General features: G+C 63.0%; 13 protein-coding genes. 8 read left to right on the forward strand and 5 right to left on the reverse strand.

Annotated elements, in window-relative coordinates; genetic code table 11:
- From LQR33_RS18415 to tssJ, 5 genes are all read right to left on the reverse strand, one after another.
- Positions 1-639, reverse strand: a 639-nt coding sequence (locus LQR33_RS18415) for a type VI secretion system Vgr family protein (protein WP_231470042.1), incomplete at its 3' end; no start/stop codon positions are given.
- A 22-nt stretch (positions 640-661) separates the two neighbouring features.
- Positions 662-1,141, reverse strand: a complete 480-nt coding sequence (tssE, locus tag LQR33_RS18420) for a type VI secretion system baseplate subunit TssE (RefSeq protein WP_166439979.1) — start codon at positions 1,139-1,141, stop codon at positions 662-664.
- A complete protein-coding gene (icmH, locus tag LQR33_RS18425; RefSeq protein WP_166439978.1) occupies positions 1,138-1,839 on the reverse strand; it encodes a type IVB secretion system protein IcmH/DotU in 702 nt (233 codons plus the stop codon). Before icmH ends, tssE begins: the two co-directional genes overlap by 4 nt.
- 7 nt (positions 1,840-1,846) lie before the next feature.
- Entirely contained in the window at positions 1,847-3,193 is a 1,347-nt protein-coding gene (tssK, locus tag LQR33_RS18430) for a type VI secretion system baseplate subunit TssK (RefSeq protein WP_166439977.1), read from the reverse strand.
- 47 nt (positions 3,194-3,240) lie between these two features.
- Positions 3,241-3,801, reverse strand: a complete 561-nt coding sequence (gene tssJ, locus LQR33_RS18435; protein ID WP_166439976.1) for a type VI secretion system lipoprotein TssJ — start codon at positions 3,799-3,801, stop codon at positions 3,241-3,243.
- 347 nt (positions 3,802-4,148) lie between these two features.
- On the opposite strand from tssJ, the gene LQR33_RS18440 reads away from it, so the two are divergent.
- The 8 genes from LQR33_RS18440 to LQR33_RS18475 all read left to right on the forward strand — a co-directional run.
- The gene (locus tag LQR33_RS18440; RefSeq protein ID WP_231470044.1) at positions 4,149-4,796 is read left to right on the forward strand and encodes a M15 family metallopeptidase; all 648 of its coding nucleotides are present in this window, start codon (positions 4,149-4,151) and stop codon (positions 4,794-4,796) included.
- A 61-nt stretch (positions 4,797-4,857) separates the two neighbouring features.
- Positions 4,858-8,613, forward strand: coding sequence for a type VI secretion system membrane subunit TssM (gene tssM / locus LQR33_RS18445; protein WP_231179379.1), 3,756 nt, complete (start codon positions 4,858-4,860; stop codon positions 8,611-8,613).
- Between the two features lie 16 nt (positions 8,614-8,629).
- A complete protein-coding gene (gene tagF / locus LQR33_RS18450; RefSeq protein ID WP_166439974.1) occupies positions 8,630-9,646 on the forward strand; it encodes a type VI secretion system-associated protein TagF in 1,017 nt (338 codons plus the stop codon).
- Positions 9,647-9,680: 34 nt separating this feature from the next.
- Positions 9,681-10,187: a type VI secretion system contractile sheath small subunit gene (gene tssB, locus LQR33_RS18455; protein WP_021475344.1), complete on the forward strand. Its 507-nt coding sequence runs from the start codon at positions 9,681-9,683 to the stop codon at positions 10,185-10,187.
- Entirely contained in the window at positions 10,184-11,662 is a 1,479-nt protein-coding gene (gene tssC, locus LQR33_RS18460; protein ID WP_166439973.1) for a type VI secretion system contractile sheath large subunit, read from the forward strand. Before tssB ends, tssC begins: the two co-directional genes overlap by 4 nt.
- 68 nt (positions 11,663-11,730) lie before the next feature.
- Positions 11,731-12,228, forward strand: coding sequence for an Hcp family type VI secretion system effector (locus LQR33_RS18465; RefSeq protein WP_011137524.1), 498 nt, complete (start codon positions 11,731-11,733; stop codon positions 12,226-12,228).
- Positions 12,229-12,301: 73 nt separating this feature from the next.
- Complete coding sequence (locus LQR33_RS18470) at positions 12,302-12,739, forward strand: OmpA family protein (protein WP_166439972.1); 438 nt, start codon at positions 12,302-12,304, stop codon at positions 12,737-12,739.
- A gap of 110 nt (positions 12,740-12,849) precedes the next feature.
- Positions 12,850-13,488, forward strand: a 639-nt coding sequence (locus LQR33_RS18475) for a type VI secretion system Vgr family protein (RefSeq protein WP_231470046.1), incomplete at its 3' end; no start/stop codon positions are given.

Here is a 13,488-nt window from a genome sequence, read left to right on the forward strand (position 1 = left end):
CAGGCTGTAGGCGTCGTCGAACACCGCCAGCTTGACCTGGGGGCTGTCTCCGTCCACGTGCTCGAAGCGCCAGGCGTAGCCCTCCTCATGCAGCAGGCGGACGATGAAGCTGAAGTCGTCCTCGCGGTACTGCAGGCAATAGCTGCGCGGCTGCGCCGGGCCGACCTTGAACTCGATGGTCTGCGCGCGGGCGAACACCGGGTTGGCCGCCTGATGCTCGTGGACGATCTGCTGGACGATGTCCGGCACGCTCAAGTCCTGGAACACCCGCGAGGTGCGGCGGTGGCGCAGCAAGGCGATCGGCGGCTCGATGGTCAGGCCGTACTGAGCGAAGCCGCCGTCGGACCCCATCAGCCGGGCCTGGCTGACCACGCCGCAGCGGATGGTCTCCTGGCCCTGGGCGTCGGCGATGCCGATGCGGGCGGACTGGCCGAGCAGGGATTTGAGTTCGATGGCGCCGTCGGGGGACAGGCAGGCGAGTTGATAACGATAGGCCTTGGACACGCCCTCTTCGCCATCCAGGCTTTGCGGCAGCAGCTGCTCGGCGGCGACGGATCCGCTGCCCAGTTCCAGAGTGAGCAGGCGCTGGTCTTGGTTGAAGGCGGAAGCGAAGGAGGAAAGTAAGCTAGTTAAGTCCATGATCGGCAGCAGAAGAGGACGTTCAGCCCTGCACTTTATAAACGTTGGAAGAGAGTTGCAGCGTGGCGTCGAAGGTGACCGGCGGGCGGTGCGGATGCACTTTGAGCACAGCGTCGACGCGGAAGCGCAGGTGGCGCTCCATTTCGCGCGGGGCATCCAGATTGACGCGCACGCGCGACAGCCGTGGCTCGTGTAGCTCGATAGAACGGCGCAACTGCTCGCGCAGCAGTTCTCGGTCGTCCGGGTTCAGCAGGCTGATGCCGGATAGGTCCGGAATGCCGAAGGTGAGAAGGCTGTCGCGGGCCAAGGGAAAGGACTCCATCAACTCGTCCAGCGGCATCAGCCGGGTGTTGAGCAACGCTTCCAGGTCGCGCGCCAGCGCCCGTTTGAACTGCGATAGCTCAAACAGGCTGATCGACTCGATGTGGCTCTGGTCCGGCTCGTCGTCCAGCAAGCGATCCAGCACCGAAGGCAGGATCTGCGCGTGGCGGGCGACGCTCATAGGCCGAATAGGGACGAAGCCTGGCGGGCAAGCATCCAGCGGAGGCCGACGAAGATGCCGGCGCCGACGATGGCCAGCAGTGCGAAGTACAGCCACAGCGGCAGTTCGTGGCGGACGAAGGCCTGGAAGCGCTGCGGCAGCTGCCAATTGGGCGCGAAGTCAGCCTTGCCGCCGCGCACCTGCTGGATTTCCTGGCCTAGCTTGTGGGTCAGGTAGCCCAGTTTTTCCTGGCCTTCCAGCAGGTATTTGCCCTGGAAGCCCAGCAGCAGGCAGGTGTAGAAAACCTCCAGAGGCTCGATGTTCTCGGCCGCGGTGTTGCGCAGTTGCTCCAGACGGTTGAAGAAGCCTTCGCCGGCCAGATGCTCGCCGAACAGGCGCAGCTGCAGCGGCATGCGTTCCCACTCGTCGCGGAGCGCGAAATCCGAGGACAGGATGATCTCGTCCATCAGCGCGCAGAATGCGTATTTCGCATGGCTGATGGCGTTGTTGTCCTTGTTGAAGTTGCGCGCGTTGCGCTCGAACTGGCCGAGGAAGTGGTCGACGCGGCGGTTGAACTCCACCGCGCTGCTCGGTGGGTTGCCTTCTTTCAGCAGGAACAGCAGGTAGATGCCGTCTTCCAGCATCTCGCGCATGGACGGCGCCGCCGGGGCGGAGACGGCGATGGCGCGTTCAGGGGTTTGGGTGCTTGCTTGGTTCATGGTGTGCTCAGCGGAAAACCGCGATCAGTTCTATCGAAATATTGGCCAGGGTCTGCGGGATATAGATGCAGACGCTCCGCGATTGCAGCATGCGGCTGTAGATCTCGCTGCCGGGTTCCAGCGCGAAGTAGTGGTTGCCCACGCGCACAGGAATGGCGGACGGCGTTTGCGCCGAGTGGGCCAGGCTGACACCGCGCATCGCCGAGTTGAGGATGCGCTCCACATCGTCCGGAGCGCCTATCTTCAGCTTGAGCGGCACGTTGTCGATGATGTGGCTGGCGGGTTGATCGCTCTGCACCGACAGGTAGAAGTCCACGTTCTCCAGCAGGCGGTCGCTTTCCAGGCGGCCGATGTGGAAGGATGGGCGCGGCGAGTGCAGCGGGATGACCTTGTAGCGCGCGGAAACCACGGTTTCCAGCAGCTCGCGGATCTGCAGGTCCAGCGGCGGGAACACTTCATGCAGCTTGTCGTGGCGATAGCCCGGGATATCGGACAGCGTGTACAGCGTGGTGAAGGTCTGCAGCTCGCCGCAGAACTCGGATAGCGCCATGTACAGCTCTTCCGGATGCAGCGGCTGGCATTGCGACAGATGGCGCAGACGCGCGAAATTGCGGTTGACCGTGTGCAGCAGCCAGAAGGAGCTGATGTCGGCTGAGCCGAACTCCATCACGCTCTTGGCGCGTTCGCGGTGGGAGCCGGCCAGCGACTGGCTCTTCACCAGCAGGATGTCCAGCAGGCGGCGCAGCATCTGCATCAGCTCGGTGGACCCCTCGATGGCCAAGAGCGGCGGCAGGAATTCTCGGCTCACGCCCCATTGGCCGGTGGCGTCCTTTTCCAGCTGGCATAGCGGGATGGAGTCGTAGCCGTCGCGGTTTTCCTCTTCCAGCATCAGCTTGACGTCCAGTTGCAGCGTGGACAGGTCGGCGGCCAGCGCCTGGGTGTACAGATCGGACACCTCGCGATGGTCGCTGTGGAAGCGGGTGGGGCGGGCGCTGGCCTCGCCGTTGCGGGTATTGCCGCCATAAGGCTGCAGCTGGGCCAGGCAGGCGTACAGCGTGGTTTTCACGCCGGCCTGCGGCATCGAGGCCAGATCGCGGCTCAGCGGCAGTGGGGTGTGGGCGGGCGCCTGAAGCAGTGTGCCGTCGCGAAACAGTAGCGTCAGCTCGTCCACGCGAACGAGGCCGCCTTTCAGCGCGGCTTCGTCCAGCGCCAGCCGCTGCACGCCCCAGGCGTGGCGGTGGGTCAGCTGCAGCAGGCTAGCTTGGGCCTGTTCCTGGAACAGCGCGTGCTGCTGGAAATGCTGCGGGCGAAGGAACATGCCTTCGCCCCATAGGATTCTTTGTGCTTGAAGCATTACTGCTTGAACCTCGGAATGGGTTGGTCGCGGCGAGGCCGCGTTGTTTAGCTGCGGGAAGCCGGACACTCGACCGCGCCGCTCTTGGGCTGGTCGGGCAGTTGCAGGGCTTCGGGCTTGATCGCCTGCAGATAACAGTCGGCGACCTTGAATTTCAGGTCTTTGCTGCGCACGCGATTGGCGTCATATAACAAGCGCCAGAATTGCGGATTGGGCTGTCTGAAATATCCAATCACGCCGACGAAATTAGCGCCCTCGTCAATAGTGATATCCATTTCCTGTTTACCGCCGGGAACGAATAACAGCTCCTTGCGAGATAATACAGAAGAGCCAAGCACATTCTCAATTGGTTTGCCACTGGCCAAAAGGTCAGGTGTGAGTAATTTGAATTCCTGATCGGATTTCAATTGGTAAACCTGAACCACGACGGATAGCGGTTTTCCGTGTTTGTCGCGGTTCAACATCTGGCTGGCTTCAGTGCTGAGCGTGATATTCTTTGGGCCTCCGCAGCCGCCGAGCAGCGGCAGCGCCAACGCTGCGAAGATCATGCAAGTTTTTTGCCAGTGCTTAGTGAAGTCCATATAATCCACACCCAAATAGTGGTTCATTCTACAGAATTTGCCAGTGAGGAGTCAGAGAAACCCTGTCTGGTTTTGAAAGGGTACTTGACTTCTTTGCAAATCAAATCAAGCATATCGCGTATTTTGTCGGTTCATCAATCGTTTGTTTTTTATAAAAAATTCCAATGATGTTTTTCGTGCCGTTGATTGTGGCCGGTATCGTTCTTCTATTGCTGTGGCTCGGCTGGCGGTTTTTTCTCGGCGGAGCGCAGCTCCAGGTGGAGCGGGCGACAATCGCAACCCCAACTGATCTGGCGTGCGAGCCGGTAGACATTCCGGCCGTCGAAGCGCCCCCTTCGCGCCCGCTTTCCGGAGCCGGAGGCGTCTTCGCCTGGATGAAGGCATGGCCGGTGGGAATGCTGCTGCCGATGCTGGCGCTGCCGCTGGTGGCGGCAGTTGTGGCAATAACGTTGCACTTTGGCGGCTATCACAAGGATCCGCAGTTCGTGCCCGGCGAGTACGCGCATGGCAACCAGATCCGCCAAGCGCTGCTGGAGGAGAAGCTGGTGCCGCCGCCGCCGCTGCCGCCCAGCGCTTTCGTCGACGCGGTGGCGGAAAAGCCGCAGCTGGCGCTGGATAAGGCCGATCGCGACTGGAGCCGGATGGATCCCGCCTTTGTCCAGGATGTGTTGAGAGTGATGGAAAGAATGAAGGCGCGCGGCTTTCCGATGGTGTTGCTTGAGGGATTCCGCAGCGCCGAGCGCCAGAACAGATTGGCTGGCGGCAGCACCAAGGTGACGCAGGCCAAGGGCGGGGAAAGCAAGCATCAATACGGACTGGCGGCTGACCTGGCGCCGGTGCGCGGCGGCAAGGTGGTGATTTCAGAGCGGGATCCATGGGCGATGCAGGCCTACAACGCGCTCGGAGAAGAGGCGCAGGCGGCCGGCCTGACCTGGGGTGGCGTGTGGAGTTTTCGCGATTACGGCCACATCGAACGCGCGGGTTCCTTGCGCGCATTGTTGTCGCAGCGCAACAAAAAATGATTTCAGCTTTTAAGGGAAGGTAAATTCGGTGTTACACAAAGGTTGGCTACGGAATGCCAAGGTGGCGTCGGCCATCGGATTCTTGATCCTGATCGCGCTGATCTGGTGGTTGGGCCCCTGGCTGGGCCTGAAGTCCGTCGAAGCGCGGCTGGGTTGGATCGTGGCGGTGATGATCGTATGGGTGCTGGCGCTGCTGATAGGCCAGGCGCTTGGCCGCCGCGCCAGCGGCATGCTGGAAGGCATGCTGCGGCGGCAAGCCGACGACGCGGTGATCAACGCCAGCGCCGACAAGCGCGCGGAAGTGACGCTGCTGCGGCAGCGCCTGCTTGGCGCGATCGACACGCTGAAGAAGTCCAATCTCGGCAGCGCCCGCGGCAGCGCGGCGTTGTATGAGCTGCCCTGGTACATGATCATTGGTCATCCGGCGGCGGGAAAGAGTTCCGCGATTCTGCAATCCGGCCTGAGTTTTCCGTTCAGCGACAAGAGCGGCATCCAGGGCGTGGGCGGCACCCGCAACTGCGACTGGTTCTTCTCCACCGAGGGCGTGTTGTTGGACACCGCCGGCCGCTACGCGACCGAGAGCGAGGATCGCACCGAATGGCTGGCCTTCCTCAGGCTGCTGAAGAAGCACCGCGCCAAGGCACCGGTGAACGGCATCATGGTGGCGATCAGCCTGCCGGAGCTGGCGCAGCACAATAGCGAGGGCTTCGTGCTCTACGCGCGCCAAGTGCGCGAGCGCATCCACGAGGTATGCAATACCTTCGGCCTGATGGTGCCCATCTATCTGGTGTTCACCAAGCTGGATCTGTTGGGCGGCTTCGCCCAGTTCTTCCACGACGCGGGCGAGGAGGAGCGCTCCCGTGTCTGGGGCGCGACGCTGTCTGCCGACCAAGGCACTGGCTTCGATGCCGGCGCCGTCGTGGCGCAGCAATTCGAGCAGTTGTACCGCGGCCTGGTGCAGATGGGCGAGGAGAAGCTGGTGGGCGCGCGCGGCGATGCGGTGAAGTCCGCTCACTTCGCCTTCCCGATCGAGTTCCACGGCCTGCAGGAGGCGGTGGTGAAATTCGTCCGCCTGCTGTTCGAGGAGGATCCGTATCATTCGCGTCCGCTGCTGCGCGGCTTCTACTTCACCAGCGCGCTGCAGGAAGGCGTGCCGCGCATCGTGACCGCCGGCCGCGTGCAAGGACAGTTCGACCTGTCTTCCGCCGGCATGGACAAGCACCAGGCACCGGCCTCTTACAGCTACTTCCTGCGCGGCCTGTTCCGCGAAGTGCTGTTCCCCGACCAGCATCTGATTTTCCAGCAGACCAAGCCCAGCGGCAGCCGTTGGCGCCTGGCCGGCATGGTGGCCGGCCTGGTGACGCTGGCCGCGGTGGCGGGCGCGTGGACCTGGTCCTTCGTCGGCAACCAGCAGATGATCGCCCAGGTGAACGCCGAGCGCGTCCAGGCGCAGAAACTGGCCGCGTCCGGCCAGCTCTACGACCGCCTGAATGGTCTGCTGATCCTGCAGCGCCGGCTGGAGGAGCTGCAGACTTACCGCCGCAACGGCGAACCGTGGCAGATCGGCCTGGGCCTGTATCAGGGCGAAGAGCTGGAGCGCAATCTGCGCAAGGCCTATTTCGCCGGCCTGAAGGACGTGATGCTGCGCCCGGTGCAGAAGAATCTGGAGACCACGCTGGCCGCGCTGAAGCCTGGCGCGGTGCAGCCGGTGGCGGTGACCCAGCCGCCCAAGCCGGAACCCAAGCCCGAGGCGAAGCCCGCTCCCGCGCCGAAAGCGGTTAAGCCGTACAAGCCGCGTCCCAAGCATGGCTTGCCCAACATCCAGCTGGGCGCGCTGGAAATGCCGCAACGGGCGACCACGGGCAAGTTGGATGCCTCCGCGCCGGCGGCGGGCGAGGCCGCAGCGGAAAGCGGCCAGCCGCAGAAGTCGCAAAAGCTCGATGTCGCCTACAACGCGCTGAAAACCTATCTGATGCTGCATGACCGCCGCCGGATGGAAGACGCGCATCTGGCCGACCAACTGCCGCGTTACTGGCGCCCGTGGCTGGAAAGCCAGCGCGGCGAGTACCCGGTCAGCGAGGTGATGGGCCAAGCCGAAAAACTGGTGGCCTTTTACGTCAGCCAGATCAAGGAGCCGGATCTGCCGCTGATCGACAACGACGTCAAAGTCGTCGCCGACGCCCGCGAAGTGCTGCGCGGCTCGTTCAAGCAGCTATCCGCCCAGGAGCGCGTGTTCAACGAGATCAAGGCGCGCGCCAACACGCGCTTCGCGCCGCTGACCGTGGCCCGCATCCTGGACAACCGCGACATGGATATCATGGCTAGCAGCCAGATGGTGGAGGGCGCCTACACCCGCGAGGCGTGGAACACCTATGTGCGCGCAGCCATCGACGAGGCCAGCAAGGGCACGATACGCAGCGACGACTGGGTGCTGGCTTCCAGCACGCAGGACGATCTGGGCAAAGATGGCGACGTGGAGAAAAACCGCGCCGCGCTGGAGGCGTTGTACCGTTCCCAGTACATCGCCGCCTGGCATAAATTCCTGGCCGGCGTAGTGGTGCGCGACATCGCCAATCCTGCGCAATCGGCGTCGGCGATGACCCGTCTTGCCGACAAGCAGAATTCGCCGATCAAGCTGATCCTGGCGCGCGCGGCGCAGGAAACCTCCTGGGACAATCCGTCGGAGCTGAACCGCTCGCTGGAAACCGCCAAGCGCTCGGTGCTGGAGAAGACCACCGAGTTCTTCAAGAGCGGCGACACGCAGGCTGCGGGCAAGAACGAGAAGCAGTATGGCGTGGTGGGTGCGCACTTTGCCGGCGTGGCGACGCTGGTCAAGGGCGACAACTCGCCGATCAACAGCTACCTGGACCAGCTGGCCAAGCTGAAGGTGAAGATGGCCGCCATCGCCACCACCGACGAACCCGGTCCGCAGGCCCGCACCGCGTTGCAGTCCACGCTGAACGGCTCCGGTTCCGAACTGGGCGATACGCTGTCCTATGTCGACAACACCCTGCTCAACGGCGCGACGCCGGATACCGTGGAAATGGTCCGTCCGATGCTGGTGCGTCCGCTGTCGCAGTCGTACAGCGCGCTGCTGGGCCCGGTGGCGCAGGACATCAACCAGGCTTGGGCCAACGAGGTCTTGCCGCAATGGCGGCAACTGGCCAGCAAGTATCCGTTCAGCGACTCCAACAGCAGCGCGTCGGTAGCCGACATCAACCGTTTCGTCAAAGCCAACGACGGCACGCTGGACAAGTTCATCAACAAGTACCTGACCGGCCTGGTGCAGAAGAAGGGCGACGAACTGGTGCCGCGCGCCTGGGGCAACCAGGGCGTGCGCTTCAACCCGCAGTTTCTCAGCGGCGTCAGCAACCTGATGGCCTTGGCCAATACCCAGCTGCAGGATGGCGAGAACAGCCGCTTCGAGCTGCAGCCGCTGCCGACGCCGGGCTTGTCCGAGATCGTGCTCAGCATCGATGGCCAGGAATTGCGCTATCGCAACGGCCCGCAGCAATGGCAGCCGTTCAATTGGCCGGGCACCAACGGCGAAGGCGCGCGCATCCAGGTGGTCAACTACGCCGGCGCCAGCACCGTGGTGGGCAACCAGTCCGGCCGCATGGGCCTGATGCGCCTGCTGGCGGGCGCCAAGGTCAGCCAGGAGGGCGACGGCGCTGCCCAGCTGACCTGGACGCTGCCCAAGGGCAGCGGCGCCGAGGGGCAGACCGTTCGTTTCAATTTCCGCATGCTGGGCGGCGTCAATCCGCTGCAGTTGAACCGCCTGTACAAACTGACGTTGCCAGAGCGCGTGACGTTGTAATGGAGAGATGAACGGCATGCCGCTCAATTTCAAGCGCACCCAGGAGGTGCCACCGCAGTTCTGCATTTTCGGCAAGTTGCCGCGGCGCGCCGATTTCGTGCGCGTCAACGCCACCCACCCAGCGGCGATGCAATTGGACCAGCTGCTGGCGCAGAGCCTACAGCGATTGGAGTTCACCGAGGAGGCCACGCGGGACTACCTGGCCATGGCGCCGACCTCCTTCGTGCTGCAAAGCCGCGACCACAACTGGCTGTCGCTGGGCGTGATCCAGCCCAGCCGAGACGAGGGCGGCCGCAACTATCCGTTGGTGGCGGCTTCGTTGGTGGCGGTCGACCCGGCACTCCCGTCCACTGCCATCTTGCTGCTGGCCAATGAGTTGTTCTTCACCGGTCTGAAGGAGCAGCTGTCCAGCGCCATCGAAAATTCGGTGGAAATGCTGGCCTGCAAGCAGTTTCTGGAGGAGCAGCTGCGTTTCGGCGCCTCGTCGGTGGCCGACATCGATCTGGCGCAGCAGTTGTTGGAGAAGCACTTGTCGGTGACCACTGCCGATGTGCTGTCGCGCAGCCTGAGCGCGGCTGGCTGCGGCGATCTGGAATCGGTGCTGCTGGCCTTCGTGTTTCATCATCGGTTGCTGAAGAAATTCCGCGACAGCCTGCCGGTGCAGGCCTATGCGCTGCCCTTGCCGGCGGTGGAGGGCGACAACGTGTTGGCCGCGGTCACCTGGCTGGCGCTGTACCACGCCGCCACCGACAACGGCGCGGCGCTGGAGCAATGCCTGATCGTGCGCCGCCCGGAAGGCCATTTCCTGGTGTTGTTGCCGGCGGGCTTGAACGAGCAGATCGCCAGCCAGTGCTGGGGCGCGCCGCTCGATCCCAAGCACGTGGTGGATATCGACGACGTGAAGGCGCCGTGGCGCAATCATCAGTCCTACGCCGAAGCGGCCTATGTGCTGGGGCGGCAATTGAACGATCCGGGCCTGTCTTTAGCACAGTTGCGAACCGTTCTATCCAGTCTCGCGCGCAATATTGCGTAGCTTAGTTTTGAACCTTTTTGAATAGAGAAGAGCCATGGGCAAGGAAAGCACTCAGAAAAAACTGTCGAGGGTCCGTCCGCCTCGCGTGCAGATCACCTATGACGTCGAGATCGGCGACGCGATCGAAACCAAGGAACTGCCGTTCGTGCTGGGCGTGCTAGGCGATTACTCCGGCCATAGCAAGGAGCCGCTGCCGAAGATGAAGGAGCGCAAGTTCGTTCAGGTCGACCGCGACAACTTCGACGAGGTGCTGAAGGGCATGGCGCCTCGCTTGGCGATGAAGGTGGACAACGCGCTGAAGGATGACGGCACCCAGTTGGGCGTGGAACTGAATTTCGAAAACCTGTCCGACTTCGAGCCGCAAAACGTGGTACGCCAGATCGATCCGCTGAACCAGCTGCTGGAGGCCCGCACCCGCCTGGCCGACCTGCGCAACAAGCTGGCCGGCAACGACAAGCTGGAAGAGCTGCTGGACGAAGTGGTGCGCGATACCGAGAAGCTGCGCCAGATCGGCGGCAAGAAAGAAGGAGGCGAGCAGTGAGCGCTGAATTGCAACAACAGGCGGCTCCGGCCGCGGCCGACGGCGTCAGCCTGCTCGACAGCATCATCGAGCAAAGCCGCATCGCCACCAACGACAGCGAGAAGAGCCATACCCGCGATCTGATCGGCGAACTGGTCGACCAGGTGCTGCAAGGCAGCGTCACTGTCTCGCGCGACCTGTCCGCCAGCATCGACGCCCGCATCGCCGAGATCGACAAGCTGATCTCCGACCAGCTGAACAACGTGATGCACCACGCCGAGTTCCAGAAGCTGGAAGCCTCGTGGCGCGGCCTGAACTACCTGGTGATGCAGTCCGAGACCAGCACCCAGCTGAAGATCAAGGTGCTGAACGCGTCCAAGAAGGACCTGGTCAAGGACTTCAAGGCCGCGGCCGAATTCGACCAGAGCGCGCTGTTCAAGAAGATCTACGAGGAAGAGTACGGCACCTTCGGCGGCGCGCCTTACGCCGCGCTGGTGGGCGACTACGAATTCACCCGCCATCCGGAAGATTTCTATCTGCTGGACGAGCTATCGCACGTGGCCGCCTCCGCCCACGCGCCGCTGATTTCGTCGGCCGATCCGGGCTTGTTCGGCCTGGAAAGCTTTGCCGACATCGGCAAGCCGCGCGATCTGGCCAAGATTTTCGACACCGTCGAGTACGCGAAGTGGAAGTCCTTCCGCGAGTCGGAAGACTCCCGCTACGTCGGCCTGGTGCTGCCGCATGTGCTGGGACGCTTGCCCTATGGCCGCGACAACGTGCCGGTGGAAGCATTCGACTTCGAAGAAAACGTCGACGGCAGCAACCACGACAAGTACCTGTGGACCAATGCCGCTTACGCCTACGCCGCGCGGCTGACCGATGCCTTCGCCCAGTTCGGCTGGCTGGCGGCCATCCGCGGCGTGGAAGGCGGCGGCCTGGTGGAAGGCCTGCCGGCCCATACCTTCAAGACCGACGACGGCGAAGTGGCGCTGAAGTGCCCGACCGAAGTGGCGATCACCGACCGCACCGAGAAGCTGCTGTCCGACCTCGGCTTCATCTCGCTGGTGCACTGCAAGAATACCGACTACGCCGCCTTCTTCGGCGGCCAGTCGGCGCAGAAGGCCAAGACCTACAACACCGACTCGGCCAACGCCAACGCGCGCCTGTCGACGCAGCTGCCGTACATATTCGCGGTTTCCCGCATCGCGCATTACATGAAGTCCATCATGCGCGACAAGATCGGCAGCTTCGCCTCGCGCCAGAACGTGCAGGACTACCTGAACACCTGGCTGGCCCAGTACGTGCTGCTGGACGATTCCGCCAGCCAGGAAGCCAAGGCCAAGTACCCGCTGCGCGAAGCGCGCGTCGACGTGGTGGAAGTGCCGGGCAAACCGGGCGTCTACCGCGCCGCCGCCTTCCTGCGTCCCCATTTCCAGCTCGACGAGCTGACGATTTCTTTGCGTCTGGTAGCAGAGCTGCCGCAACCGGCTGGCTAACGCGGCGCATTGATTATTTGGGGGAGTCCCGCCCCCATTTTTTGAACCTTGTTTAAGGAGAAGTACAGATGGCTTTTGATGCATTTCTGAAAATCGATGGCATTCCTGGTGAGAGCGGCGACGACAAGCACAAAGACTGGATCGAAATCCAATCGTTCAGCCACAAGCTGGAACAACCGGCTCAGGCTTCCGCCAGCACCGCCGGCGGCGCTACCGCCGAGCGCGTGAACCATGGCGTGTACGAAATCACCCACTTCCTGGACAAAGCCAGCCCGAAGATCTACGAAGCTTGCTGCACCGGCAAGCACATCAAAGAGATCACCATCGAGCTGTGCCGCGCGGGTGGCGACAAGGTGAAGTACATGGAAATCAAGATGGAACAAGTCCTGATCTCCAAGGTTGAGCCGCATGGTTCCGCCACCGACAGCGGCTTCCCGGCTGAGAAGGTGAGCTTCAGCTACGGCAAGATCAAGTGGACCTACACCCAGCAGAAGCGCGCCGACGGCGCCGGCGGCGGCAATGTCAGCGCCGGTTGGGACCTGACCGCGAACAAAGTCATCGCCTAATTCCAGCAATGGAATCCAGACCCGCCCGGCCCCGGGCGGGTTTTTAAGTTTTTTTCACTTGGGGAAAGTCGCTATGAAACGTTTGTTGATCGCCGTGGTTGTCGCCTTGTCTTGCGCTGCCTGCAAAACGGCGCCGACCAAGGAGCAGGTGGAGGCCAGCAAGGCCGTCGCCGCCGCCAATGATGCCAAGGCGCAGATTGCCAAGCAGGCTGCCGCCAACTACGCGGCCGACGCTACCCTGGTGCCGTTTGAAAAGATGGACGCCAAGCTCAATCCGGTGGGCGAGGCTCAGCTGGACCTGTTGCTGCCCAAACTGAAGACCGCCAAATCCGTTCTGATCCGCGGCCATTGCTATCGCCGCGATATCGGCAACGCCAAAGCAGCATCCCAGACCCGCGCCGCCAATGTGCGCGAATACCTGGTGAACGCCGGCGTGCCGTCCAGCAGGATCACCCTGCGTTACGACACCGAGCGCCCGGTGCACGGCGTGCGCCTGATCGTCAGCGACTGATAGATGTTGTGAAACTGCCGCCCCGTTGCCGCATCTCCGCCGATATCGGCGTGAGTTCCACGGAGCGGCATCAAAGAATCCAGATACAACGATAACGGATAGATCGCGCCATGGACCTTAGCACTCTGCTTTCCTCCTTCGCCTCCGCCTTCAACCAAGACCAGCGCCTGCTCACCCTGGAGCTGGGCAGCGGATCCGTCGCCGCCGAGCAGCTGCTGCCGCAAAGCCTGGATGGCGAAGAGGGCGTGTCCAAGGCCTACCGTTACCAACTTACCTGCTTGTCGCCCGACGGCGCCATTGAACTCAAGACCCTGCTCGGCCAGTCCGCCCGCATCGGCATCGCCGACGCCCAGGGCCACGAGACCATCCGCTGCGGCGTGGTCAGCCAGGCCCGGCTGATGGGTTCCGACGGCGGCTTCGCCCAGTACGGCCTGACCATCGAGCCGCCGATCGCGCTGTTGCGCCACCGCCGCACCTCGCGGGTGTTCCAGGACTTGAGCGTGCCGGACATCGTCCAGCAGATCGTCCACGAGCATCAGGCGGCCAACCCGGTGTTCGCCCGCGCGCAGACCATCGAGTTCAAGGTCGGCCCGGCGCAGCCGCGCAGCTATTGTCTGCAGTACCGCGAGGACGACTTCAGCTTCATCGTCCGCCTGCTGCATGAGGAGGGCTACGCCTGGCGCTTCGAGCACGTGGACGGAGACAGCCCCCAGGTCAAGCTGGTGGTATTCGACGACGCCTACAGCCTG

The sequence above is a fragment of the Chromobacterium piscinae genome, from assembly GCF_021129175.1.
GTDB lineage: Bacteria > Pseudomonadota > Gammaproteobacteria > Burkholderiales > Chromobacteriaceae > Chromobacterium > Chromobacterium piscinae.